24 protein-coding genes, 2 pseudogenes and 1 riboswitch are annotated in these 25,264 nt (G+C 35.5%); of the genes and pseudogenes, 21 read left to right on the top strand and 5 right to left on the bottom strand.

Annotated elements, in window-relative coordinates; translation table 11 throughout:
- The 3 genes and pseudogenes from ACFSUL_RS07715 to ACFSUL_RS07705 all read left to right on the top strand — a co-directional run.
- Nucleotides 1–848 (top strand): annotated as a pseudogene (locus ACFSUL_RS07715) (hypothetical protein); the annotation flags it as partial.
- Nucleotides 849–899: 51 nt separating this feature from the next.
- Entirely contained in the window at nt 900–1,277 is a 378-nt protein-coding gene (locus tag ACFSUL_RS07710) for a hypothetical protein (protein WP_377934192.1), read from the top strand.
- Nucleotides 1,278–1,564: 287 nt separating this feature from the next.
- Entirely contained in the window at nt 1,565–2,500 is a 936-nt protein-coding gene (locus ACFSUL_RS07705) for a lipase family protein (RefSeq protein WP_377934190.1), read from the top strand.
- Nucleotides 2,501–2,692: 192 nt separating this feature from the next.
- On the opposite strand, the gene ACFSUL_RS07700 is transcribed toward ACFSUL_RS07705, so the two are convergent.
- A complete protein-coding gene (locus ACFSUL_RS07700) occupies nt 2,693–2,905 on the bottom strand; it encodes a helix-turn-helix domain-containing protein (protein ID WP_377934188.1) in 213 nt (70 codons plus the stop codon).
- A gap of 277 nt (nt 2,906–3,182) precedes the next feature.
- Here ACFSUL_RS07700 and ACFSUL_RS07695 point away from each other — a divergent pair, with 277 nt between their 5' ends.
- From ACFSUL_RS07695 to ACFSUL_RS07665, 7 genes and pseudogenes are all read left to right on the top strand, one after another.
- Nucleotides 3,183–4,493: an FtsK/SpoIIIE domain-containing protein gene (locus ACFSUL_RS07695; protein ID WP_377934186.1), complete on the top strand. Its 1,311-nt coding sequence runs from the start codon at nt 3,183–3,185 to the stop codon at nt 4,491–4,493.
- Nucleotides 4,494–4,506: 13 nt separating this feature from the next.
- Nucleotides 4,507–5,016 carry a replication-relaxation family protein gene (locus ACFSUL_RS07690; protein ID WP_377934226.1) on the top strand — a complete coding sequence of 170 codons (510 nt, stop codon included), beginning with the start codon at nt 4,507–4,509 and terminating at the stop codon, nt 5,014–5,016.
- Between the two features lie 16 nt (nt 5,017–5,032).
- Complete coding sequence (locus ACFSUL_RS07685; RefSeq protein ID WP_377934184.1) at nt 5,033–5,494, top strand: hypothetical protein; 462 nt, start codon at nt 5,033–5,035, stop codon at nt 5,492–5,494.
- A 282-nt stretch (nt 5,495–5,776) separates the two neighbouring features.
- A pseudogene (locus ACFSUL_RS07680) lies at nt 5,777–5,890 on the top strand (hypothetical protein); the annotation flags it as partial.
- A gap of 155 nt (nt 5,891–6,045) precedes the next feature.
- On the top strand, nt 6,046–6,228 hold the full coding sequence (locus ACFSUL_RS07675; RefSeq protein ID WP_071411545.1) for a hypothetical protein: 183 nt from the start codon (nt 6,046–6,048) through the stop codon (nt 6,226–6,228).
- Nucleotides 6,229–6,377: 149 nt separating this feature from the next.
- Nucleotides 6,378–8,294, top strand: a complete 1,917-nt coding sequence (locus tag ACFSUL_RS07670; protein WP_377934181.1) for an ATP-dependent DNA helicase — start codon at nt 6,378–6,380, stop codon at nt 8,292–8,294.
- Nucleotides 8,295–8,498: 204 nt separating this feature from the next.
- Nucleotides 8,499–10,016 carry a carboxypeptidase M32 gene (locus tag ACFSUL_RS07665; RefSeq protein ID WP_377934179.1) on the top strand — a complete coding sequence of 506 codons (1,518 nt, stop codon included), beginning with the start codon at nt 8,499–8,501 and terminating at the stop codon, nt 10,014–10,016.
- A 59-nt stretch (nt 10,017–10,075) separates the two neighbouring features.
- Here the strand turns inward: ACFSUL_RS07665 and ACFSUL_RS07660 are convergent, their stop codons facing one another.
- The 3 genes from ACFSUL_RS07660 to ACFSUL_RS07650 are packed head-to-tail and all read right to left on the bottom strand — an operon-like array spanning nt 10,076 to nt 12,371.
- Nucleotides 10,076–11,725 (bottom strand): b(o/a)3-type cytochrome-c oxidase subunit 1, encoded by a 1,650-nt coding sequence (locus tag ACFSUL_RS07660; RefSeq protein ID WP_377934177.1) that lies wholly within the window; start codon nt 11,723–11,725, stop codon nt 10,076–10,078.
- Nucleotides 11,725–12,204, bottom strand: coding sequence for a cytochrome c oxidase subunit II (locus ACFSUL_RS07655; RefSeq protein WP_377934175.1), 480 nt, complete (start codon nt 12,202–12,204; stop codon nt 11,725–11,727). Before ACFSUL_RS07655 ends, ACFSUL_RS07660 begins: the two co-directional genes overlap by 1 nt.
- A gap of 20 nt (nt 12,205–12,224) precedes the next feature.
- Entirely contained in the window at nt 12,225–12,371 is a 147-nt protein-coding gene (locus ACFSUL_RS07650) for a cytochrome c oxidase subunit 2A (RefSeq protein ID WP_377934173.1), read from the bottom strand.
- 293 nt (nt 12,372–12,664) lie between these two features.
- Nucleotides 12,665–12,766: riboswitch (purine riboswitch) on the top strand.
- A gap of 106 nt (nt 12,767–12,872) precedes the next feature.
- Here ACFSUL_RS07650 and ACFSUL_RS07645 point away from each other — a divergent pair.
- The 5 genes from ACFSUL_RS07645 (at nt 12,873) to ACFSUL_RS07625 (ending at nt 17,488) form a co-directional block, all read left to right on the top strand.
- Nucleotides 12,873–13,460, top strand: coding sequence for a xanthine phosphoribosyltransferase (locus ACFSUL_RS07645; protein WP_377934171.1), 588 nt, complete (start codon nt 12,873–12,875; stop codon nt 13,458–13,460).
- Complete coding sequence (locus ACFSUL_RS07640; RefSeq protein ID WP_377934168.1) at nt 13,457–14,758, top strand: nucleobase:cation symporter-2 family protein; 1,302 nt, start codon at nt 13,457–13,459, stop codon at nt 14,756–14,758. Before ACFSUL_RS07645 ends, ACFSUL_RS07640 begins: the two co-directional genes overlap by 4 nt.
- Nucleotides 14,759–15,039: 281 nt before the next feature.
- On the top strand, nt 15,040–15,735 hold the full coding sequence (locus tag ACFSUL_RS07635) for a hypothetical protein (RefSeq protein ID WP_377934166.1): 696 nt from the start codon (nt 15,040–15,042) through the stop codon (nt 15,733–15,735).
- Between the two features lie 211 nt (nt 15,736–15,946).
- Nucleotides 15,947–16,378, top strand: coding sequence for a hypothetical protein (locus ACFSUL_RS07630; protein ID WP_377934164.1), 432 nt, complete (start codon nt 15,947–15,949; stop codon nt 16,376–16,378).
- 339 nt (nt 16,379–16,717) lie between these two features.
- Nucleotides 16,718–17,488, top strand: coding sequence for an SDR family NAD(P)-dependent oxidoreductase (locus ACFSUL_RS07625; protein WP_377934162.1), 771 nt, complete (start codon nt 16,718–16,720; stop codon nt 17,486–17,488).
- A gap of 204 nt (nt 17,489–17,692) precedes the next feature.
- On the opposite strand, the gene ACFSUL_RS07620 is transcribed toward ACFSUL_RS07625, so the two are convergent.
- Nucleotides 17,693–18,145, bottom strand: a complete 453-nt coding sequence (locus tag ACFSUL_RS07620) for a chemotaxis protein CheX (protein ID WP_377934160.1) — start codon at nt 18,143–18,145, stop codon at nt 17,693–17,695.
- A gap of 272 nt (nt 18,146–18,417) precedes the next feature.
- Here ACFSUL_RS07620 and ACFSUL_RS07615 point away from each other — a divergent pair, with 272 nt between their 5' ends.
- The 6 genes from ACFSUL_RS07615 to ACFSUL_RS07590 all read left to right on the top strand — a co-directional run bounded on the left by ACFSUL_RS07615 (nt 18,418) and on the right by ACFSUL_RS07590 (nt 25,258).
- Complete coding sequence (locus ACFSUL_RS07615; RefSeq protein ID WP_377934158.1) at nt 18,418–19,491, top strand: type III polyketide synthase; 1,074 nt, start codon at nt 18,418–18,420, stop codon at nt 19,489–19,491.
- Nucleotides 19,491–20,057, top strand: a complete 567-nt coding sequence (locus ACFSUL_RS07610; protein WP_377934156.1) for an isoprenylcysteine carboxyl methyltransferase family protein — start codon at nt 19,491–19,493, stop codon at nt 20,055–20,057. The genes ACFSUL_RS07615 and ACFSUL_RS07610 overlap by 1 nt, the downstream gene beginning before the upstream one ends.
- Nucleotides 20,058–20,150: 93 nt before the next feature.
- Nucleotides 20,151–20,312 (top strand): hypothetical protein, encoded by a 162-nt coding sequence (locus tag ACFSUL_RS07605; RefSeq protein WP_377934154.1) that lies wholly within the window; start codon nt 20,151–20,153, stop codon nt 20,310–20,312.
- Between the two features lie 263 nt (nt 20,313–20,575).
- Nucleotides 20,576–24,235, top strand: coding sequence for a dynamin family protein (locus tag ACFSUL_RS07600; protein WP_377934152.1), 3,660 nt, complete (start codon nt 20,576–20,578; stop codon nt 24,233–24,235).
- A complete protein-coding gene (locus ACFSUL_RS07595; protein WP_071411560.1) occupies nt 24,228–24,428 on the top strand; it encodes a hypothetical protein in 201 nt (66 codons plus the stop codon). Before ACFSUL_RS07600 ends, ACFSUL_RS07595 begins: the two co-directional genes overlap by 8 nt.
- Entirely contained in the window at nt 24,425–25,258 is an 834-nt protein-coding gene (locus tag ACFSUL_RS07590) for a sulfurtransferase (RefSeq protein WP_377934149.1), read from the top strand. Before ACFSUL_RS07595 ends, ACFSUL_RS07590 begins: the two co-directional genes overlap by 4 nt.
- The last annotated feature ends 6 nt before the right edge of the window (nt 25,259–25,264 follow it).

Genomic DNA, 25,264 nt, shown 5'->3' with positions numbered 1-25,264 from the left:
GTGATCAGACTCACAAAACATATCCTGATGGATGGGTTGCACCAGTGTTGAAGTCTTCTTGGACTCCAAACCATTCGCAAAACCTTAAAATCTTTGCTAATGAACTTAAGTTTAGAGATGGAGGGTATGTTTGGGGTGTTCCTGGACAATCAAAAGCTATTGTAATTGGACAGGATATCCCAGGTTATGAAGCTTATATTAAATTTTCTATGTGGGAAAGCAATTCCATTGAAGCATCTTATCGTATTCCGATTGTAGCAAAGGAATTATTTAAATTCTATTTTGAAGAAGATGCTAATAGAGTGTTTAATTATTTCAACACTAATGACATTCCAGATAAGTTCACTGCAAATGGTAGAACTGTTGAAACGGAGTGGGAAGACACACAAGGTCGCCTATACCTTAAAATTGGTGAAAAATATCAGCCAAGTACAGGTGGAAAAGTATATCCTGATGGATGGGTTGCACCAGTGTTGAAGTCTTCTTGGACTCCAAACCATTCGCAAAACCTTAAAATCTTTGCTAATGAACTTGGTTTTGAACGTGGTGGATATGTATTTAGTGTTCCTGGTCAGCCAAGTACTATTATTGTTGGTAATGATATTCCAGGTTATGAGGCTTATATTAAGTTTTCAATGTGGGAAAATAGTGATATTAAAGCATCTTATCGAGTTCCGATTGTTGCAAAAGAATTATTTAAATTCTATTTTGAAGGAGACGCTGATAAAGTATTTAACTATTTCAACACTAATAACATTCCAGATAAGTTCACTGCAAATGGTAGAACCGTTGAAACAGAATGGAGCGATACTGAAGGTCGTCTATACCTTGAAATTGGTAAAAAATGACAGACGAGTACAGGTGGAAAAGTATATCCTGATGGATGGGTTGCACCAGTGTTGAAGTCTTCTTGGACTACACCTAATTATAACCACAACATCAAAATCTTTGCTGAAGAGCTTGGATTTGGAAATGGTGGTTATACATTTAATATTCTTGGAAAACCTAACGCTATTGTTGTAGCAAGTGATATTAGTGGTTACGAAGCCTATATTAAATTTGCTGGATGGGAAAATACTACAGTAAAATCTTCTTATAGAATTCCAGTAGTAGCAAAAGAGTTATTTAAATTCTATTTTGCTGGTGATGCTAATAGAGTATTTAACTATTTTAACACTAATAACATTCCAGATAAGTTCACTGCAAATGGTAGGACTCTTGAAACAGAATGGAACGAAACAGAAGGTCGCTTATACCTAAAAATTGGTGAAAAATAATAAAACGTGAAGAAATTTTATCTTAAACAAAAAAGCCCTAGCCTTGATTGGTTAGGGCTTATCTTTTTTAACGATGTGTTATAGTATTGGGATACTTTATTAGGTATCGTTTATCCTAATAACACAAACCGATTGTTAAAAATTGTTATCTGGTATTCTATTGAAAATATTACAAGATATCCCTATAATTAGAAGGGATTTTTAATAGAAGAGGGGTAATGTATTTGAGTAAAACTAGTAAAGTAGTATTATTTTCAATTTTAGCTTTTTTCTTGGTAATTCCAACCTTGGTAGTACGACCTACCGAATCAAAAGCAGGTTATTCAGACAATTATAATAGACTATATTATGATTTATCTAGGCTGGTTTATTCAGCGGACTATATTGATAGTTATTATTCAATTAAAACTAAATTAAATAACTTACATGGAGCTAATAAATATAAAGTTATTTCAGCAGTTGATGTTAATGATGACTATTATCATCCAATGAGTACTTCATCTAGTACAGGAGATCTACTAAGGCTTGATTCGACAGGTTTTAAAGCGATGGCTGTTGTAGCTGAAGGGAGTAAGAAATTATTCATTGCTTTTTCTGGAACAGACACTTATTGGGATTTTATTCCTGATTTGTATGATGCAAATGCAGCGAGAGTTACCCTTTCAAGCAAAGCACCTGGTCAAAATTATCAAGCGCAATTATTTACTAACTATATTTATGAAGCATTTCCGAGATACCAAGATTATAAATGGTATTTCACAGGTCATTCACTAGGCGGATGGCTAGCAACAAAGACATACTTGGATATACGTTCTGCCAATTGGTTAATTCCAAATGAATCAACGTTTGAATATGGAGGTCCAATTAATAAGTCTATTAGTGGGGTATATACTTTTAATCCTCTTCCTATTCATAAAAATCAAATTCCTTCTATTCAATGGAATGCAAATAAAAGAGGAGTATATAATTCAGATGTAAAGAATCTATACATTAATAATGAATGGTTAAATGGAGTTTATGACATGAATACTGACGTGATGGATTATATCGGCACACAGGGTAGTATCACTAATGAGCATGTCCTTCACCACAGTTACCTTGATTATAGGAGTAAGGGTGCATATATTGATATTGTTGATTACGCAAGACAGGCACTTACTGCACAAAAAGAAATCTTATATACCCATAGTTTATCAAGAATAAAACCATATGTGGGATATTAATAAAACTAGGCTAATTTTTCGTTTTAATTGTTACTGTAGAACGGGGATTATTTATAATAGTCACATAAATGAAGAGGTATAGAAATACATAAGGGCTGCTCTACTAGTCAATTATTTGGCTATCGGAGCAGCCCTTTTTTCATTTGAATATTGTTGTATACATGTGTACAGTTTGTATACGTTTTGTAGGCATTAAACCTTTTTCCATATATCACTTAATTTAATACTTGGATCAATCTTTGTTAGTTCTTCAATAATGGCATATAAAGTATCAAATGAAGGTAATGATTTATTATTTATGATTGCACTTATTGTACTTTTATCAATTCCTAAAATATCGGCAAACTCACCATGTCTTATGTCTAGATCTGCTAAGATTGTTTTCAATCGACATTTATATCTCAATAGACTCACCTCAAGATGTTAATTCGACAATGAATCGGTTTTTCCTCTATAAAAAAAGACAGGCTAGTCACCGATTTTTTTGAGTGGACAAGATATATTTTGCCTACCAACCCATATGCTTTATTAACTACCAAATGAAATTCTGCCCTAGTAACTCGTCTTAGCATATGCCAGATACTATGATATCAAGTGTTTGAGGTGTTAAATTAAAATGCTAGATGAAAGGGAGTATTACTACGTAATTATCAAGAGGTGGCGTTGAAGAGAGGAGTATTGAATGATATTTGAAATTCTCACAAGTTCATTGATGGGTGGTCTTGCCCTGAAAGCACACTTAGCTAAAAATGGGGTAGGGAATGACTCTAAAAAGTTAAATAAAATATTTGCTCTGAGTGATTTAAATGTGAAAGATGGAAAGGAAACTTTAACAACTCAGTTAATCAAGAAACGTGATTTTGAATGGGGTATAGAATACAGATACAGAATCCCTCTTGGTCGCTCATTTGAAGATTATAAGAACAAATTAAAGACCATTGAAGCAGGTATAAACAGAAGAAATGTAACTATTCAATTGAAGGATTTGAGGGAACTTAAAATTGATAAGAATATCATCGACAATATTAAAACACTTTATCAAAAGAAATTAACTCACAACAAGGAAATTGAATTGTCCTATGATGGAATGTTAATTGTTCGTGCCTACAATAATTCATTACCTAAATTAGTTGACTATCAACAAGGGAAAGAGTGGAAAGTTTCATTTGGTATAGCTAGAGAAAAGAATCAATCCGTATTTCATGACTTTGAAAAGATTCCGCATTTAGCACTAGGAGGAGCTACAAAATACGGAAAATCCAATCTAATTAACTCTATAATTGTCTCATTGATTAAGCAGCAGTCTGATAATGTTAAACTTCATCTGATTGACCTTAAAGGCGGTGTTGAACTATGTGATTATGAAAATATTAATCAAACTGTATCAATCGCATATGAGCCAGAGGAAGCCCTTACAACGTTAATAAATGCTTATAAATCTATGAGAGATATGCAAAAGAAGCTAAGGGAAATGGGAAAGAAGAATGTTCAAGAAGCAGATATTAAAGATCGTCACTTTATTATTATTGATGAAGTTGGAGAATTGAACCCATCTGAAGCAATTGATAAAGAAGAAAGAGAATTAAAACAGTTATGTCAAAGATACATGAGTCAAATATCAAGACTTGGTGCTGGTTTGGGATTTAGATTAATTCTAGCCACACAATATCCTACTGGTGATGTTATCCCTCGTCAGTGTAAACAAAATAGTGACGGCAAGTTGTGTTTTAGAGTCCAATCGGGTACTGCATCAAGAGTTGTGTTAGATGAGGACGGTGCTGAAAATTTACCTGAAATTAAAGGGAGAGCTATATATCAATCAGCAGATAAACGAATTATTGTTCAAACACCATTAATAACTCCAGAAACTATCCAACAAACTATAAAACCTCACATAAAAAAGGTGAAGGAGGGGTTAATTAGTGAAACAGTTAAGCGAGAGACAAGAAAGAATATTGCTGTCTTTGAAACGACTGGACTATCTCAATCGTGATCAATTATAAAGAATACACAGATTAGGTAAAGTTAGAAACACTAATCGAATCCTGAAAGACTTATCACCTTACCTATCATCATTTCGTGAAGACTATTCCACTATTTATTATCTCAACAGTGAAGGCAGGGAGTATGTTAACTCTAAAAAGGTACGAAAGAAAACAAACTTTATCAACCATGTGCTTATGCGTAATTACTTTTACATTTTCGCTGGTATGCCTATGGATTGGCAAAATGAAATCAAAGTTTATGATAATGAATTTTCTGTTGTATGTGACACCTATTTTAAAAGTAGAGGAAGATACCACTTTTTAGAAGTAGACCTGTCTCAAAAAATGATTGAAAACAGAAAGAAAATGAAGCAGTATATAGGCTTATATAAGAATGAATCAGTTAAGGAAAGTCTAGGTTATTTTCCACAATTGATATGGGTAACGACTACCGAATATAGAAGAAAGCAGTTAGAAGAGTTATGTAAAGATATTCCTTCTGTTGTCTATACGCTTACGGACATTAAATAAAGGGGAGCTGAGTGTAATGGTGAAGACACAAAGCATATCATTTAACGACTTCATGAGTAGACAATATAAGGACTCTAAGCCAAATAGAAAAGGGAAAAAAGTATTAGGTAAAGTTGTTACATCAATAACAGCACCCTTAATATTAGCTAAACCTACATTTGCAGCAACTAATGAAGCAATACCTGTTAATGCTAGTGAATGGATGGGAGAGCAAACCTTATCAGCACTTGCACATGTATTAGATCCAGTTATAGGTATATTAGTCGCTCTAAGTTTACCAGTGGCTTCTGTTGTGATTGTAGGTTCGTTATTCTTCTTTATGTTCGGTAATGCAGCAAAGGCTTGGGGAATGATTCAAAATGCAGGATTAGGATATATTAATTCAAGTGTCACCATTGATATTAAATGTATTAAAACAGATTGGAAACTCTATATAAATGAAAAAAGCGAGTGTAGTCCACACACTCACTTCTTCTGAGATTTTATGATTGTATTAAGGAGTTGGAACGACTCCTTATGTAGAATAATAGCAAAATATACGGAATATTGAAATATATTTGATTTGGGATATTGTGAATGGTTCATGAACTATCGTTATAGGATTCCCCTTTTATGTGGGAGTCCTTTCTATTATGACAACTAATAATAAATAATTCTTTACAGGTATATTCAACCATAGTATTATGATTACATAACCTCAGAAAAGAATTTGGTCTATACATAAATTCCTCTCAAATTTAATTCCAATAAAAACCTAATATATCAACAATTTTACGGGAAACAAGCAACGAAAAAAAGAAAGCTGTTCAATGGCTTTATTAAAACGGATTATTATCAATACTGGGGACCTAGGCCGCCTAAAAAGGAAAGATAATAAAGTAGGAAAGAACAGTGGAAGCGGCTGTCAATCCCGATAAGGACATGATGATTCAGAGCGCGGGTTCGCTTTTTAATCTTTACTCCGAGGTGGTATAAGTTTCACTTCTCATGCGTATAATATTTTTATCATTTTATGAGGAGTGGAACAGGTTGGAACGAACGACAATTGATTTTATGAAGATATCACAAGCTCTTCAATCTACTATGACGACTCTTTCCTATTCAGAGGAAGGAGCGGACTTACTAGCTTTTTCGAATTTGATGGATGCAAAAAGAGAATTAACACAAGCTTATGAATTTCAGTTGTTAAGAGAGAACAGAGAATATGACTAGTAAAAAGGAAGGGACGACCGTACTCTAAAGAGTTTTAGGTCCGTCCCTTTCCTATTGTATAGATTATTTCTACTGTATTTATAAAAGAGTCTTTTCTTTACAACGGATTTCTAGTAAATTAGAAATATTGCATGTCTAGGAGGCTCCTTATGATGAAAAAAAAGCTGCCCTTTGAGCTTACAAAGGATCAATCATTTTATGAAGCATTATCTGATTGGATCGGTGATGTATTTTACGATATTTTACCCGAAAAGGGTTTTGATTTACGAGATGAACAAATTTTTATGGCCTTTCAATTAAACAAGGCCTATAAAGATAAGGATGTAATTTTTGCAGAAGCGGGTGTAGGAACGGGGAAAACGATCGTTTATTTGCTCTATGCACTTGCGTTTGCAAGATATACAGGAAAACCAGGAATCATTGCTTGTGCCGATGAAACATTAATAGAACAGATAGTAAAAAAACAAGGTGACATTGAGAAGTTAGAAAAAGCTTTGAATTTAAATATAGATGTTCGCTTAGCTAAGTCACGAGAGCAGTATTTATGTCTAAATAAGCTTGAAAGCAATATGTTTGATGATGAAGAATATAAACAAATATGGGAAGACCTTCCTGAATTTGTTCATGAAAATACATCCATGAAGCGTTTCTATCACTATGGAGACCGAAAAGAATATTCAAACCTTTCGGATGAAAAGTGGAATAGTATTGGCTGGGATTCCTTGCAAGATTGTTTCTCTTGCCAATATCGTCATCGTTGTGGACAAACCTTGCACCGAGAACATTATCGGGAGGCAGTCGACCTTATTGTTTGTTCCCATGACTTCTACATGGAACATATATGGACAAAAGATGCACGTAAGCGCGAAGGACAACTTCCTCTTCTGCCAGAACCGAGTTCAGTAGTATTTGATGAAGGTCATCTGTTAGAATTCGCATCTCAAAAAGCACTTACGTATAAAATGAGGCTTGAAACCCTCCATGGATTATTAGAACGTTTATCTGCATCTGATATGCGGGAAGAAACACTCTACCTTATTGAAGATATTATGATGAATAATGAGCGGTGGTTTGAGCTTCTCGAAAAAAATTCCTTACATTCTCAAGGCTCGAATAGGCAATATTTACACAGAGGAAGCGATTTAATCACGCAAGGAAAACAATTAATTGAAAGCATTGCAAAACTGTTAGATGAGCTTGTTTTTGAAGCAGAAATGTACGTAATGGATGACTACTTGTTAAAAGTAGTCGAAGAGTATTTAGAACAAATCCAATACTCGTTAAAATTATTTGTTGAAGAAGAGAAAGGGATTTTTTGGCTTGAGGAAGCAGAAGATAATCACACGTTTGTTGTCATGCCTCGATTGGTTGAAGAGGTATTAAAAACAAAAGTATTTTCGCAAAACATTCCATTTGTCTTTTCGTCTGCTACATTAGCCTATAATGGTGATTTTAGCTATGTTGCAAATTCTTTAGGAATACATGATTACGAAAAGTTTACAGTAGATTCTCCATATGAGTATGAAGAAGTAATGACAGCTTTTGCTCCGCAGTTTACTGACGACATTGTTTCTAAATACGAGTATGTGCTAAATACTGTTGACCAGAATGAAGGAAGAACGCTTATCTTGTTTGCTAGTAAAAAAGAGATGGTAGCATTTAAAGCTTTTCAAAGGTCGAAAGAGAATATACACTGGAGTTATATTTATGAAGGGGATAGAGAGATAAGTGATACAGTAGAAGAATTTCAGCAAAATAATTCTACCGTACTTTGCTCCTACCATTTATGGGAGGGGCTTGACATTCCTGGTGAATCATTGACGCAGGTCATTCTCTTTTCTCTTCCATTCCCTCCAAAAGATCCTGTATTTGATGCAAAGCGTAATCATAGTAAAAACCCAGAGGAGACAGTGGATACTCCTTATATGGTTCTGCGTTTGCGACAAGGTATTGGACGATTGATTAGAGCAGCAGGTGATTACGGAAAAATTCACATCTTGCTTAATAAACATGACGAAAAATATATTGATACAATTAAAAGTGTACTACCAGTAAAGTTATCCTAAGAAAAGCTGTGAGGTAATGTGTGTGTTACCTCGCAGCTTTTTAATTATTTTTTTCAGAAAAATATGATAAAATAAATTGTGCTAGTAATTCGAAATAAAAATATAGGTTGATAAAAATCGTACTTTTTAAAGTAATTACTAGGTTTTCATTTACTTAATCATCAAGCTATCTAAATGCTTGGTCTACAAGGGGGACACAGAAGAATGGACGCAGAATGGCAAGAAACAAAGGAACAATTTTTAAGTTATGTAAAAAAAATGACCGCATATAACGAAGCATTAAGTCTAATATTTTGGGATTTACGAACAGGAGCACCGAAAAATGGAGTGGAGCAGCGATCAGAGGTAATCGGCATGCTTTCTTCTGATGTGTTTGAAATGTCGACATCAAGTGAAATGGCAGCGTATCTTGCCAAGCTTACACCTCAAATGCAACAATTAGACACCATAACGCAAAAACTATTAGAAGAGTGTCAAAAGGAGTATGACCGTAATAAAAAGATACCTGCAGAAGAATATAAAGAATATGTCATTCTTCAATCAAAAGCAGAATCAATGTGGGAAGAAGCGAAAGAAAAAGCAGACTTTGCCATGTTCCAACCATACTTAGAGCAATTGGTACAATTTAATAAACGTTTTATTGAATATTGGGGATACGAAACTAATCCATATAATACATTACTTGATATGTATGAACCAGGTGTTACGGTAGAGGTTCTAGACCGTGTATTTGGCGAATTAAGAGAACAAATAGTTCCATTAGTACATAAAATTAGTAAAGCGAGTGACAAACCAAAAACGGACTTTCTGTATACAAAATTTCCGAAAGAAAAACAAAAACAATTTAGCTTAGAAATTTTAGAACAAATGGGTTATGATTTTCAATCCGGCCGTTTAGATGAGACAGTACATCCTTTTGCGATTGGCTTAAATCCCGGAGATGTCCGCGTGACGACTAGATATGATGAAAACGACTGGAGAACAGCTATTTTCGGTACAATTCATGAAGGCGGACATGCACTTTATGAGCAAAATATCTCCAAAGAACTAATCGGTACATCGCTTTGTACAGGTACATCTATGGGGATACATGAATCTCAATCATTATTTTATGAAAACTTTGTTGGGAGAAACTATTCATTCTGGGAAAATAACTATAGCTTATTAAAACAATACGCAAACGGTCAATTTGATGACGTTTCCCTTGAGGAATTTTATCAAGCAATTAATGAAGCCAAACCGTCACTAATTCGGATTGAAGCAGATGAATTAACGTATGCATTGCATATCATTATTCGCTATGAAATTGAAAAAGGTTTATTCAATGGCGAAATAGAAGTAAAGAATTTACCTGAAATTTGGAATCAGAAGTATGAAGAGTACCTTGGGATTCGCCCAGAGAACAATGGAGAAGGGGTGTTGCAGGATGTCCACTGGGCAGGTGGCAGCTTCGGTTATTTTCCTTCCTATGCCCTTGGATACATGTATGCTGCTCAATTCAAAACAGCGATGCTGAAGGACATTCCACAATTTGACCAACTACTTGAATCAGGTGACCTAGAGCCAATTAAGCAGTGGTTAACCAAAAATGTACACCAATATGGAAAGTTGAAAAAGCCGCTTGAAATTTTACAAGAGGTAACAGGTGAAGGGTTAAATGCTAAGTATTTAGCGGATTATCTAACGGAAAAATATAGTAAGGTTTATAACTTGAGTAGGTAAAAAAAGAAAAAACAGAGTGAAACTAGGAGTTTCACTCTGTTTTTTCTTTTTTATCTACATTACCACAACCGATAGCCTTTGGATGCAGGTGGTGCATTTTGAATCATATCGATAAATGGAACCGAATAAGCAACTAAAATAAGAGCGACTAAAACGGTCATCCAAATTTTCCAGTTTTCTAATACCATTGGAGTCTTTTCTGCTGCCTCTACTGTTTCACCAACAGGAAATTCCTGCTCTCCCTTTGGTGCGAAAAATGCTAAATTGATAAAGATGTAAAGAATTAAAAAGATACCGATAAAAAGAATCGTTCCGCCAACGGCTTGGGCAATTTGATAAGGGATCCACTCTAAGGCTTGAGATGCATCTCCATAAGTAGAGTAGGATGATCTACGTGGAGCTCCTAATAATCCAACTGCATGCATTGCTCCTGACATAATACTCATTCCAACTGCCCAAACAATTGCTTGGACAATCGCAAGCTTATTCATTGCTTTTGTTAAGATTCTGCCAGTTAAATGCGGAACTAACCAATAAGCAATACCGAAAAACGTCAGAACAACAGAAGTAGCTAAGGTTAAATGAAAATGTCCAGTTACCCAAATAGTATTATGAATAACCTGGTTCATTTGGTTAGAGGCATTAATAATTCCTCCTGCCCCCGCTGGAATGAATGCGACCATTCCAATAAACGGGACAGTAAACCTCGCATCTCCCCATGGAAGTTTCCTAAACCAACCGAATACTCCTTTTGATCCTTTTGAACGACCATGCATTTCAAATGTTGCGAATAGGGAGAATGCTGTCATTAGTGATGGGATGACAACCATAAATGTCAACACTACTTGGAGGAATTTCCAAAATGCATCAATTCCTGGCTCTACTAACTGGTGGTGAAATCCGACTGGTATGGAAAACAGTAGGAACAAAATAAACGATAAACGAGCTAATGAGTCAGAGAATATTTTTCCGCCAATAATTTTCGGAATGATAACATACCAGGCCATATAAGCAGGAAGCAACCAGAAATATACAAGTGGATGACCAAAGTACCAAAATAACGTTCTGCTGACAAGAACATCTACTCTCTCGACGAAGCCAAGTGACCAAGGAAGTAATTGGAAGATGACAGTACCAGCAACACCTAAAGTTGCGACAATCCATAACACGGTATTAATAATAACCATGAATGTTAAAAGGGGACTAGGTTGACCAGGATGATTCTTTCTCCACTTGATGTATTCTATAATCATCGCTGAACCGCCAATCCAACTTCCTACTACAACAAATACTAATCCTAGATAAAAAATCCAATGTGCTTGTAATGGTGCGTAGAACGTATAAAGCACAGTTGCTTCATTTAATAAAATCATTAAAGCCGACATTACAGTACCAATTAGCATTACCCAAAAACCGATCCATCCTAAAAATCGTGATTTATTAGAATAAGTACCAGAAGTTCTAGAAACTGCAGCATGCTGGAAGCCGATTATAAAGAAAGTGGTAAGAACAAGACCAAGCAGTACACCATGAACTGTTAACACTTGATAATAACCGATACCAGCAGGAAGAGTGAACCTTCCAGAACGAACTAATACTTGTAGCAACCCTGCAAGACCGCCAAGTGCAAGGGCTGTAAAAGCAACATAAAGATGGGCCATCGCCAATTTTGCATCTTTGCGATTTACTTTTAAAAGATCCTTTTTCATTATTGTTCCACCACCTTAATCATTGACTTCATTGTGTGATGTCCTGTGCCACAGTATTCGTTGCACAAGATAAGAAATTCGCCAACGTCATCAAACGTTGCGACATATTCGCTTACATATCCAGGTTCAAGTGTCATATTGATGTTAGTCCCAGCTATTTCAAAACCGTGTACAACATCTTTCGTCGTTGCAATAACTTTTACTTTTGCCCCTTTAGGAATTTCTATTTCTCCTGGGTTATAGAAAAATGCTGATGCAACAAAAACAAGTTCATAATCCCAAGCTTTTCCTTCAACCTTTTTCAGGCCTGGCTCATTAAAAGGACTGATTTGATCAACTTGCTCGGGATTGACATATGCTTTGGCACTCGGTGGCTGATGCCCTTGATGAAATGCGCTTATACCAAGAATAATTAAAAAGACAATAAGAGACCCTGTTCCTACAACTAACCACCATTTTTCATATCGATGCATATGCATTGTAACCAACTCCTTTAAATTTAAGAACGCTCAATAAAAAGTAAAAACACGCCAAGCCATGTTAAGACCAAAAATAAACCTAAAAAAGTGACGGATGCCAACGTCCCTTTTAAGGAAGATGGTTCCTCTTCTTTTGCTTTCTTTTTTGGTTGTGCCAATGTCCTCACTCCTTCCGATACGCATTTACGTTAAAGTGATAGCTTGAAAGTAATTTGATACTCATATCATAATGGTGGACAATGAATCGTATCTGTGATGTATGTCACGCCTTATAATAGGGAATGTGAAGAAACTGTGAAGGTATTGACGGGGAAGTAAATGGAATAAAAGGGGATGGAATTTTAATTGATTTGGATATATGGAGGTTAAAAACACGAACGATTTTTCAAATTTAACGATAGAAATTCGTTAAATTTGAAAAAACTATTGAAATTTGTATAGGAGATGGTATACTAAAACAATAATTTTATAAACATTCACTCATATAATCGCAGGGATAGGGCCTGCAAGTTTCTACCGGACGACCGTAAATTGTTCGACTATGAGTGAGCGGTGTTTGTTTCTGCCTTTTTACATAAGGTTTCTGAAATTGTAAAGAACATTGGCTCACTCATGTAGTGGGCAGAATGTTCTTTTTTTATTTGATTAGAATTGAAGGAGGCAGAACATTGCACAGTTTAAAAACAAGAATTCAACAAGATGGTATCGTTTTATCCGATGAGGTATTAAAAGTAGATTCCTTCTTAAACCATCAGGTAGATCCTGAATTAATGAAGGAAATGGGAGAGGAATTTTGTAGAAGGTTCCAAGATAAAAAGATCACGAAGGTACTAACATTAGAGTCATCGGGCATAGCTCCAGCATTATTTACAGCTTTAAATCTTGGAGTACCACTTATTTTTGCTCGTAAACGAAAATCATTGACATTGAATGAGGATATTTTAACAGCAGAAGTGTATTCCTTTACGAAACAAGAAACAAGTACAATCAGTGTTTCAAAAAAATTCCTTAATCAAGATGATCATGTGTTAATTATTGATGATTTCCTTGCCAATGGGCAAGCGGGATTAGGATTAATCGAAGTTGTTACTAAGGCAAAAGCCAGTATATCCGGTATCGGTATCGTTATTGAAAAAGCTTTTCAAAATGGCGGAGAACTGCTACGAGATACAGGCTATCAAGTAGAATCACTTGCACGAATCTCATCATTAGAAAATAGTACGGTATCTTTTCTTGAGGAGGAAGTGACGGTATGAAAACGTGGAAATTAACTTCTCTAAGTATTCAACATGTCCTTGCGATGTATGCAGGAGCAGTAATTGTACCACTAATCGTCGGTGGTGCCATTGGTTTAACTGGCGAAGAACTTACCTATCTCGTTTCGATTGATATTTTTATGTGTGGTATCGCAACCGTTCTGCAAGTCTGGAGCAATAAATTTTTCGGAATAGGGCTTCCAGTAGTACTTGGCTGTAGTTTTACTGCCGTAGGACCGATGATTGCAATCGGCGGAGAGCTTGGTGTTTCCGCGATTTATGGTTCTATTTTGATTTCTGGAATCTTTGTAATAGCTATTGCTACCGTTTTCAGTAAGCTTATAAAATTTTTTCCACCTGTTGTAACAGGTTCTGTTGTAACCATTATTGGGATTACGCTAATACCAGTAGCAATGAATGATATGGCTGGTGGGCAGGGAGCTAGTGATTTTGGCTCTATTGAAAATATAAGTCTAGCGTTTGGAACATTATTAGTCATTATTTTGTTATATCGATTCTTTACGGGTTTTGTACGTTCAATTGCGATTTTAATAGGCTTAGCTGCTGGAACAATTGTTGCAGCTATTCTCGGTAAAGTAGATTTCACACCAGTTATGGAAGCATCATGGTTCCACATGATTAAACCGTTTTATTTTGGAACACCAACATTTGAATGGTCTGCGATTATTACGATGACACTCGTTGCTTTAGTAAGTTTAGTAGAATCTACTGGAGTTTATTTTGCACTTAGTGATATATGTAATCAAAAACTGTCGGAGAAAAAAATTGCGAAAGGGTATCGTGCAGAAGGGTTTGCTATTGTACTAGGATCGTTATTTAATGCATTTCCGTATACAACTTACTCACAAAATGTCGGTTTACTACAAATGTCTGGAGTTAAATCCAAGAAGGTTATTTATCTTATGGGGGCAATGCTTATTGTGTTAGGCTTAGTTCCTAAAATTGGTGCATTGACGACGATTATTCCATCAGCTGTACTTGGCGGTGCGATGATAGCAATGTTTGGAATGGTTATTGCTTATGGTATTAAAATGTTAAGCCGTGTCGACTTTACATCACAAGAAAATCTGTTTATTGTGGCTTGTTCTGTTGGAATGGGGCTTGGTGTTACGGTTGTTCCTGATATTTTTAGTCAACTTCCAGCAAGCATTCAAATTTTAACGAGTAATGGAATTGTAGCCGGAAGTGTAACGGCAATTGTGTTGAACTTAATCTTTAATGTCGTACCGAAAAAACAATCTAAAAGCATTTCTATGGTAGAGCAGCAAGCTTCATAAAAGATTTGTGGATTATACGTCACCAACATTTCCTAGTAATACAGGAAGTTTGGTGGCGTATTTTTTGCGATAAGCGAACAGAAAAGGGTGCACTTTAGACCTTTACAGATATTATTTTACTAGTTTAACTCGTTTAAAAGAAGGTATATAGACAATATGGGTAGTGTTATAATGCAAATTTGTAAAATTTGAAACAATTTTGGAATTATTATGAAACTTCCAGCACGACTTAAACGTCTAATTAGTAAAATGAAATATCCAACGAAATAGGGGGAGAAGAAGTGAAGAAAAAGCTTGGTTTTATCGTTTTTATGTCTGTCTTTCTTTTATCGGTTTGTGCTTTCCACCATGAAGGTACGCAAAGTAGAGTCGCTGCAACACAGGATAAAGTTACCCCATCAAATGAAAATCAACAAATTATTAGTAATGTAAGTGGAGAAGAGAGTTCGAAAAAGGTTGAACAAGGAAAGAATAAACAGACAGAAGAAATAATTAAAAATGAAAATAATGGGTCAGAAGCTAAAGCAGAAGATACTTCGAAAGGTCAAAAATCTGATAGTAGCGGTTCTTCAAGTGATACATCACAACCAGAAAAGGCGGAAGAAGCCAAAGATAAAGTGAAAATTGGTGATCAAGAATTCGTCAATATAATGGATAGAGAAAAGTTTGCTTATTTAGCAAATATAGCTAAAAAAAATAATGCGATCCTTTATGCAGTACCAAATAGCGATGTATTTACGATTGTAAAGGATGGAAAACAGATATTTGATATGAGTACAGGAATAGCTAGTACACCAGTAGAGCATTCTGATATGCTGAAAGAATTATTTAATCAAGAAGGTTTTCAAGAATACAAAGGTATAAACGAGAACATCCATTTAGTAATGGAAACTGGAGCAAAGGTTACGGTTGAGTTTGAGGAATATATTGGATATGCCATTTATATGAAAAGTGGAAGAATAGTTATTTCATGGTGATATTTTAGCTTAAAATGATAAATTTATGTTAACGAAAAGCGGAAAAGGGAAGATGAATTGCTAATGTGCAAATTTATCAATAGTAGAAAAAGCCATCGTAACAGGGGTTATTTAGTTCGATGGCTTTTTTATCCGAAAATATTAAACTAACGAAAATTTAATCCTCCTGCTATAATAAATTCATTATTAAAAAAGAAAGTAGTGAATACACGTGAAAGAAGGGATTAAACTACTTGCTGAGCTTGTAAACAATTTACATGATGTATTAATTATGATTATTAATGATATTTTTGGATGGGGATTGACTGATAAAGATATGCACTTTTGGGTAATGGGTTTTATAGGTATCAGTGTGTTTTTAGGTATATATCTACTATCTAAATGGATTTCTAAGTTACCATTTGGGATTACTCTGTTAGCATTTTTTTACACACTCACGTTTATGCTTGTTCTCGTCTTTGCCATTGAAATTCAACAAGCTATTACTAATAGAGGGAATATGGAATTTTTCGACGCGGTTATAGGATTATGGGGATTTATTGCGTTTTTTCTTGTGTACATCGGCATCATTCTTTTATTTTTACTAGGTAAAAAGCTTTTTAGCAAGTACAGAAATACAAAATCTAGGAACATGGACGTATAATAGAAAAGTTTTTTAGAACTACTAGTATAGAAGTGTACATTTCACCGTCCTCTAATTACATGCATATAATAAATAAACGCTGCAATGGAGGTTCCTGTTCTATGGAGAAATATTATTGTAGTCAGTGCTATCAACTGTTTGAATCTAAAGGTATTTGTCCAAAGTGCCTTTTAGATGTAAAACAAGAAATTCACATTGTTGTCCATAAAAATCAAAAGAATAATTAAGATCCAAGGGGGTCTTATTATTCTTTTTATTCTGCCAAAACGAAGGTAAGTCCTCTACTAATTTCCCTTTATGTTAAAATAGAAATATTCTAACATTAGAGGAGGGGTAAGGTTGTATTTACCTTCATTTTCAGTAGAAAACAAAACGGCAATTGTTACCGGGGCAGGTAGGGGAATAGGTAGGGCAATCAGTATTGGTCTTGCAGAAGCAGGTGCAGATGTGGCACTTCTATCACGTACGAGGGAGGATTTAAGTGAAACCGCAGCACATATTGAAAAGCTTGGTCGAAAAGCGTATATTGTCCCGACAGATGTTTCAAAACGAGAGGAAATTAGAGAAGCTATTACATATGTAAAGGAAAAGGCCGGAAAGATTGATATACTTATTAATAATGCTGGAATGAATATTCGTTCGAAAGCATTGGAAGTAACGGATGAAGAATGGCAGAAAATTATGGATACGAATCTTAAGTCAGCATTTATGATGAGTCAAGAAGTTGGAAAAGTGATGAAAGATCAAAATGTAGGTAAAATCATTACAATTGCTTCGGTTGCTGGACAGGTTGCTTTAAGAACTGGAGTTGTATATGCAGCAACGAAGGCAGCAATCATTCAAATGACGAAAGTATTAGCGTTTGAATGGGGAAAATATAATATTAACGTTAACAGTATTGGTCCATGGTATTTTAAAACGCCTCTAACGGAAAAATTATTGCAAGATGAAGAGTATGTAAATGATATTCTAGCAGTGACGCCATTGAAACGTATTGGAGAGCTAGAAGAATTAGTTGGTCCGGCAGTATTTCTAGCTTCGGATGCGGGGAATTATGTAACAGGGCAGACGTTGTTTGTAGACGGTGGGATGACGATACAAGGATTTTAATAAAGTAAAAAAGATCTTTCCTGGACTATTAAGTGGAAAGGTCTTTTTTTAGTTTGTACTCTGTATTTATTCCGCATTAACGGGGAGTGAGACGCTTGAGAAATCGTACAAGCATCATAGGTGGAGAATAAACTGCCTGTAAGCGCTCGATTGGTTCAACAATTAGTGAGGGGGAAAGAACCCTCGACTGATTGAAGTTTTATCTTATTCCTGAATCATCAACGTAATCGTCATTTCCCCTACTTGATCAATCTGGATAGGTAATTGAAGAGCTTTATCAAACCCATACATTTTAGTAGCTCCAACAATGACTGTAGGAGGAGTGATATCAATAATATGTCCTGCCTGAGAAACTTGTGTTGCAAGATTTCCAGCAAGCATATTCCCTAGTTCACCAGCAAACGATTCAAGCATTTCTCCTTCAAGCGGCATGCCAAACATAGTAGTGCCGAGTGCTTGAAAAGCATCTTCTTCACCATCAATAATGATTCTACCTCCGAAATCTCCGGTTACTCCAATTAATACTCCGATACTATGCTGGTTTACTGGCTGATTTAAAAGAGTGGGGGAAGAAGTAGTTACAGAAAGAGGAATTACATTTTTAATAGATTGAATAATTCCATTTAAAGTATCCGTGACGTTTTTTGTTAAGGTCATGTCGAATCCTCCATATTTTTGTAGATTAATCATAGCATATTTACTAGGATAAAAGAATGATAAAATACTATTTTTTACACAAACTTTCTATTTAATAGACAAAAAATCATGTAAAAAGGAATGATTCTAAAGACTTACCGATTAAGCGGTACATATTTTTGAAATAACTGGTAAACATATCCTTGTAAATACGTTATGCTTCTACAAAAATGAAAAACGTCTGAAAACATAGGGAAAATAGATACGAGCGCCATCGGAATGGAGAGATAGCTATGCCGAAAATCGTTTCTGTGGAGACAGCTTTGCCTCCGCACCGCATCACACAAGATAAAACAACAGCATTTGCCGAAAGTTTATTTAAACAGGACTTTCATGATATCGGGCGATTATTAAAGGTTTTTCAAAATGGAGAAATTGAGACAAGATACTTTGTCAATGACCTTGAGTGGTTTTCAAGACCCCATACTTTTCAAGAAAAAAATGATTTATTTATAGAATATGCCGTGAAGCTTGGAGCGAGAGCAATTGAACAATGTCTACAGCACAATATGAAAGCAGAGTATAGTGACATCGATGCGATATTTACAATCTGTACAACAGGTTTGGCAACACCGAGTATCGAAGCAAGAATCATGAATAAACTCCCTTTTTCTCCACATGTAAAAAGAATCCCAATATGGGGACTCGGGTGTGCAGGTGGAGCAAGTGGACTGGCAAGAGCATATGAGTATTGTTTAGCATTTCCAGAAGCGAATGTTTTAGTTTTATCTGTCGAACTTTGCTCTTTAACTTTTCAACATGGGGATCGCTCAAAAAGTAACCTTGTCGGAACATCGTTGTTTGCTGATGGTGTAGCTTGTGCCCTTGTATGTGGAAATCAAAGCAAATTACTTTTGAATCAAGTTACACCACTTCCTAATATTTTTGCCACTCAATCGACGCTTATGAAGGATTCCTTGGACGTAATGGGTTGGGATATTAGGAATGAGGGGCTGTATGTTGTGTTTTCGAAGGATATTCCGTCTATAGTAATGAATTGGCTGAGTCCGAACGTCGAGCGTTTTCTATTTGAAAATAATATAGGAATGGATAATATCCATCATTTTGTAGCTCATCCTGGAGGGAAAAAGGTGGTAGAGGCTTATCAACAAGCACTAGGTTTTGGAAAAGAGATGATTGAAGAACCAATGAATGTCTTAAAACAGTTCGGAAATATGTCTTCTGCAACAATCCTATATGTATTAAAAAATTTTATGAATAAATCTATTTCAGAAGGGGAAATCGGATTGGGTGCTGCTCTGGGTCCAGGGTTTAGTTCAGAATTACTATTGATGAGGTGGGAGTAATGTTTTTTTATGTGTTTTTTGTCATTTTAGTAACCCAAAGAATGGTTGAACTAATCATTGCAAACCGAAACGAAAAATGGATGAAAGAGAAGGGAGCAGTGGAGTATGGAACGAGTCATTATCGATTAATGGTCGGCATTCATTCCGCCTTTTTTCTTACGTTATTGCTTGAAGCAGGGTTGTTTGGTGAGAGACTAAATGAATATTGGCCATGGTTAATGGCCGCATTTGTATTGACTCAAATGGGAAGGGTATGGGTGATTACATCATTAGGAAGGTTTTGGAACACGAAAATTATTGTGTTACGAGATGCAAATGTAATAGCTAAAGGTCCGTACAAATACATTAAACACCCTAATTATTTAATAGTTACATTAGAGCTCATCATTATTCCTCTCATATTCAATGCATACTGGACCTTATTTTTATTTGCCATATTAAATCAATTCATTTTAGCAATTAGGATTCCACTTGAAGAAAAAGCATTAATGAATGAGACAGACTATCAGAAAGTAAACTTAAGTAAGCAAAATTTTATCCCATTGCAGAAAAAAGAAAAATCATAATTTTCAATTGATATTGATTATCATTTTTGCTATTATTAAATTAAGATGAAAATGATTCTCAGGACAGAATTGATAATAAAGGAAGTGAACGGAATGGTTTGGTTGTTTATTATCACTACAATTGTAACGTTTAGCTTCGTTTTGAAATATGTACTAAGCAATGTAATGCTTTCTGGAAGTGAAAATACTGCTCATAAAAATAGAACAAAAGCATTATCAGAATCAAAATTTACTGCAATACATACTTATAAATAGTCGCCGGAAAATTAAGAGGCTAACTAACCATTGCTTAGTGCATGGGCTAGTTAGCCTTTTTTGTGGAATTCAAGTGACTGGATGTTTGACAAAAAGGCGGTATGTCTAGTAAACCTCGAACAAAGGGGAATGTTTAGGAAGCTCCGCGGTGACAATAAATTATATGAAAATCATCTAGAATACGATAAAATAAAGATAATATCTTACTATTCTTATTTTTTTGTGATAATCAAAATAAAGCTTTTGCAGAGAGGGTATTCTAGATGAGCCAAAGTAATTCAACAAGCTACTTAACAAAAGAAAATTCCTTACATAAATTAGCTCGCTTTCAACAGCTCTTTATCGAGAAAGGTGACACGAACAGCTCATTAAAGGCGGAAAGACTAGCAGAAAAAATATATGACGGCGACTTTCTCCTTGCCTTTTGTGGGCACTTTTCAGCAGGGAAATCATCGATGATTAACTTTTTGATGGGAGAGGAGATCTTGCCCTCAAGTCCGATACCAACAAGTGCTAATTTAGTTAAAATTCATCGGGCAGAAGAAGATTTTGCAAAAATTCATTATCATCACGATACACCATTATTGTTTAATACACCGTTTGATTTCGACGAAGTAAAAAGCTACTGCAAAAATGGGGAAGAAGTTTATTCTATAGAAATGGGCCATTCGCGGTCCTCACTTCCAGAAGGAGTAACAGTACTTGATACTCCAGGTGTGGACAGTACAGATGATGCCCATCGACTTTCAACAGAGTCAGCGATTCATCTCGCTGATATTGTGTTTTATGTGATGGATTATAACCATGTTCAATCACAATTGAATTTTGAATTTACCAAAGAACTACTTAAGCACGGAGTCGAACTTTATTTAATCGTTAATCAAATCGACAAACATAAAGAAGAAGAATTAAGCTTTGAAAATTACAAAGACGGTGTACAAAAGGCGTTCGCATCATGGGGAGTAAAGCCAAAGGGCTTCTTTTTTACAAGTTTAAGGGATTTAGAACACCCTAATAATGAAATAAAAAAGGTAAAAGGTTTACTTGATACAAAAATAAAAAATAAGGAAGAGTTGATGGACCATTCTTTTCACTCTTCTTTATCTCAGTTGAAAAAGGAACATCAGAATTGGCTTGATAATCAACTTGTACAATTAAAAGAAGAAACAAGTGAAGTGTTGACGGAGAATGATTGGTCTAATTCCGATACTATTTTAGAAAAAGAGCAAGAGCTACTAACAAAAATTAAGAGCTTAGATAGTAATATGCAAGAAAAAAAGGTAAAAGAAGAAAGAGAAAAAATATTAAACAATGCGTATTTAATGCCGTTTGAAACAAGAGAAAGGGCTAAGCTATTTTTAGAAAGCATGCAGTCTGATTTTAAAGTTGGATTTTTATTTTCAAAAGGAAAAACGGAAGAAGAAAAGAGTCGGCGTCTCAATGCGTTTTTAACTGAAGTGAAACAAAAGGTAGAGTCACAGTTAGAATGGCACTTAAAAACAATGGGGAAAAGTTTTTTGAAAGATTCTGCTGTTGCTTCGTCTGAATATTCCTTAATGTGGGATAAACTGACGATACCTATCGATGAAGAATTACTGATTGGGTTAGTTCGCCGAGGAGCAGGGGTGAATGGAGAGGCTGTTCTGAATTATTGCGACGAATTAGCAAATAAGGTAAAAACGAAAGCGAAAAAAATTACCGATGAATTGCTTACAGAACCTTTAGATAATCTAGAAAAACAAAATGAACAAGAAAAAAAAATAGCAGTAAAGGAACTAGAATCTGTCAAAACCAAAGCAGACGTACTGCGAAAAGGCATGAAGCTAGAAGAAGAAAAGGTGACAGTACTTGCTGCTTTAGAAAATGCAACAACAAATGACTCTGAGAATTATACGGAATGGGTAAGGCAATGGGAGGAAAGATGGAAGCAGGAAAGAGCAAATGTAAGAACGGGTCTAATTGATACGGGGAATTCTGTCAAAGAAATCCCTAAAGATACGCAACAAACAACGCCTGTTGAAAGCCAAATGCAACATATGAACTCTCCATCTGTCGAAGAAGTTAGTGAAAAGCTGCAAACAATGATTAACGTAATGGAGCCAAGACTGGCCTTTACACAAATGGCGAATGTGTTAAAAGGGAAAAGGACACGCCTTGTGAATCAATCCTTTACGATCGCGTTATTTGGCGCCTTTAGCGCAGGGAAATCTTCTTTTGCAAACGCGTTGCTTGGAAAAAAGGTATTGCCTGTTAGTCCGAATCCAACCACAGCTGCCATAAACCGAATTCGTCCTGTAGGGGAAGAGAATAAACACGAAACAGCAGATGTTCAGCTTAAAACATCAATCCAAATGTTAGAGGATATCAGCCAATCTCTTTCGCGTTTCGATATTACTGTAAAATCTTTAGAGGAAGCATATAAAAAAATTCCTTCTCTTAATAACTATGAAACTGATAATGGCAAAGAAAAAATCCATTTATCCTTTTTAAAAGCTTTTCATGAGGGGTATAAAAACTTTCACGATATGCTTGGAAGTAGAATTACCGTCGATATGGAGGAATACAGAGGGTTTGTGGCAGAAGAAAAGAAATCATGTTTTGTGGAAGCGATTGATTTATACTATGACTGTTTTATTACTAGACAAGGTATTACTTTAGTTGATACTCCTGGAGCGGATTCTATTAATGCAAGGCATACAGGGGTGGCATTTGAATATATACGAAACTCTGATGCAATTATCTTTGTAACTTATTATAATCATGCGTTTGCAAAAGCCGATAGGGAGTTTCTAATACAGTTGGGGCGTGTAAAAGACAGCTTCGAATTAGATAAAATGTTTTTCGTTGTAAATGCAATTGATTTAGCTAAGGACGAAGAGGAGTCTAAGGAAGTTCTAGACTATGTAGAAAATCAGCTTCGCTTGTATGGTATTCGTTTTCCAAGATTATATGGAGTATCTTCCATTCAAGCGCTTCAAAAAGAAATGAGAGAAAACTCAAAAATTGATAGTTTTCTTAATGGTTTTCATGACTTTATTGAGCATGAACTCGTAGCGATAAGTGTTCAATCGGGACTAACCGAATGGAATAGAGGACTGAAAAGACTCCAGCAGTACATCGAAATGGCATCTGGGGATGAAGAGGAACGAATTAGAAAGCAAGAAGCGCTTGTGTCAGATCGAGAAGAGCTAACGAGATTGCTTGAAAAAACGTCTCTTCGCTCTATTCAAAGTGAAAACAATCAAGAGTTGAGTGAACTTTTGCTCTATGTAAAGCAAAGAGTATTTTTCCGACTATCGGACTTTTTCAAAGAAGCATTTCATCCGGGGTTATTTGTAAGAGAAACGAATAAGAAAAAAGCTTTGCAAGAAGCCACAGAAGAATTTGTCTCTTCCATGGGATTTGACTTAGCTCAAGAAATGAGGGCAACATCACTCCGAATGGAACAATTTTCTCAAAAGAGCTTATCTCAAAGTTGGTCAGAGTATGCCGCAAAGATGATAAGAATAAACGATGATTTACTACTTTCACCGATGGAATTTACTTCACCATCCGTGATTGAATTTGAGACAGCGTTTGCGCAATTAGAGTCTTCCTATTTCCAAGAAGCCCTTTCTTATTATAAAGGTGCAAAAAATTTCTTTGAGAAAGACGGAAAGAAAATCGTTCAAGAAAAATTTGAAAAGCTGCTTCAATCTCCTACGGATAATTATCTCGACGTACAAAAGCAACGAGTTGTTTCATGGAGTGAAGAATATATTTCTAGTCAACACGATAAAATGGTACAAGAGTTACATCAGCAAGCAATAGAGCAAGTTGATGCGAGTATCGAAGCACTTCAGTCAATAGAGGATATTGATAAACTTAAGGAAGAATACGATTACCTATTATCTCTTGATAAAGGAGAGGAATCGATTGGCTAATTCTTTTCATTGTTGTGCAACATGTCGCCATTTTCGAAGTGAAAGACAAGGAAATAATAGAAAGCTAGTTTATTATTGCCATCGGCTTCAATACGACACACAGCCAACCTATCAATTTAACTGTTGGGATCCAACAGAAAAGGTTTTAAAATTGATGGAAAAAAGGAAGAGAAAAGAGGCGGGAAATCAATGAAATTCGTAAAAAGTGTAGATTGGTTAAGGGGAAATCTCACAAATCGAAATATAAGAGTGATTGACTGTACGTTTTCTTTACAAAACCCTTCGTTTGGAAAAGAACAATATGGGAAAAGTCATATTCCGGGTGCTGTATATTTTGATCTTGAGAAAGATTTATCTGGTGTGGTAAAGAAACATGGAGGGAGGCACCCTCTACCTAATATGAAAAATTTTCTACGTAAAGTAGAGGAAGCGGGCATTGATGAAAAGTCAATCGTTGTCGTGTATGACAGTGGAGACGGAGCTTTTGCTGCACGGTGTTGGTGGCTTTTTACCTATATTGGCCACGAAAAGGTATATGTTCTTGATGGAGGTTTTGCTAAATGGATGGAAAGTGGCTTTCCGGTAACTTCTGAAAAAATGAAGATGCAAAGAAGCAGTTATGCTCCCCATTTTCGAGAAGAGCTTCTAGCTGATATAGAAGAAGTGAAGCAAGTTGTGACCGGAGATACATTAGGAGTTTTAATTGATTCACGAGCGGAAAAAAGATATTTGGGACAGGAAGAACCGATAGATAGGATTCCAGGTCATATTCCCACAGCGCAAAATTTCGTTTGGACAGAAGGTTTGGAAAAGGGGCTTTATAAAAATAAACAGGAACAAAAACACCGGTTTCAACATTTAAAAGAGGAGACTCCCTTAATTGTTTATTGTGGATCAGGCGTAACAGCAGCACCGAACGTACTGACCTTACTTGAAGCGGATTTCCAATATGTAAAATTATATGTAGGAAGCTACAGTGATTGGGTTTCCTACGAAGAGCTTCCTGTCAAAACAGAAACATAACTTTAG

The organism is Bacillus seohaeanensis (genome assembly GCF_042684945.1).
In the GTDB taxonomy this organism is placed as follows: domain Bacteria; phylum Bacillota; class Bacilli; order Bacillales; family Bacillaceae_B; genus Rossellomorea; species Rossellomorea seohaeanensis.
This window is presented reverse-complemented; position numbering and strand designations above follow the sequence as displayed.

Excerpts from the sequence above, each read along its gene's own strand:
- ACFSUL_RS07695 (WP_377934186.1), top strand. The coding sequence starts at position 3,183 with ATGATATTTGAAATTCTCACAAGTTCATTGATGGGTGGTCTTGCCCTG.
- ACFSUL_RS07655 (WP_377934175.1), bottom strand. The coding sequence starts at position 12,204 with ATGCATATGCATCGATATGAAAAATGGTGGTTAGTTGTAGGAACAGGG.
- ACFSUL_RS07670 (WP_377934181.1), top strand. The coding sequence starts at position 6,378 with ATGATGAAAAAAAAGCTGCCCTTTGAGCTTACAAAGGATCAATCATTT.
- ACFSUL_RS07685 (WP_377934184.1), top strand. The coding sequence starts at position 5,033 with ATGGTGAAGACACAAAGCATATCATTTAACGACTTCATGAGTAGACAA.
- ACFSUL_RS07620 (WP_377934160.1), bottom strand. The coding sequence starts at position 18,145 with ATGACCTTAACAAAAAACGTCACGGATACTTTAAATGGAATTATTCAA.
- ACFSUL_RS07665 (WP_377934179.1), top strand. The coding sequence starts at position 8,499 with ATGGACGCAGAATGGCAAGAAACAAAGGAACAATTTTTAAGTTATGTA.
- ACFSUL_RS07590 (WP_377934149.1), top strand. The coding sequence starts at position 24,425 with ATGAAATTCGTAAAAAGTGTAGATTGGTTAAGGGGAAATCTCACAAAT.
- ACFSUL_RS07605 (WP_377934154.1), top strand. The coding sequence starts at position 20,151 with ATGGTTTGGTTGTTTATTATCACTACAATTGTAACGTTTAGCTTCGTT.
- ACFSUL_RS07640 (WP_377934168.1), top strand. The coding sequence starts at position 13,457 with ATGAAAACGTGGAAATTAACTTCTCTAAGTATTCAACATGTCCTTGCG.
- ACFSUL_RS07660 (WP_377934177.1), bottom strand. The coding sequence starts at position 11,725 with ATGAAAAAGGATCTTTTAAAAGTAAATCGCAAAGATGCAAAATTGGCG.
- ACFSUL_RS07600 (WP_377934152.1), top strand. The coding sequence starts at position 20,576 with ATGAGCCAAAGTAATTCAACAAGCTACTTAACAAAAGAAAATTCCTTA.
- ACFSUL_RS07615 (WP_377934158.1), top strand. The coding sequence starts at position 18,418 with ATGCCGAAAATCGTTTCTGTGGAGACAGCTTTGCCTCCGCACCGCATC.
- ACFSUL_RS07610 (WP_377934156.1), top strand. The coding sequence starts at position 19,491 with ATGTTTTTTTATGTGTTTTTTGTCATTTTAGTAACCCAAAGAATGGTT.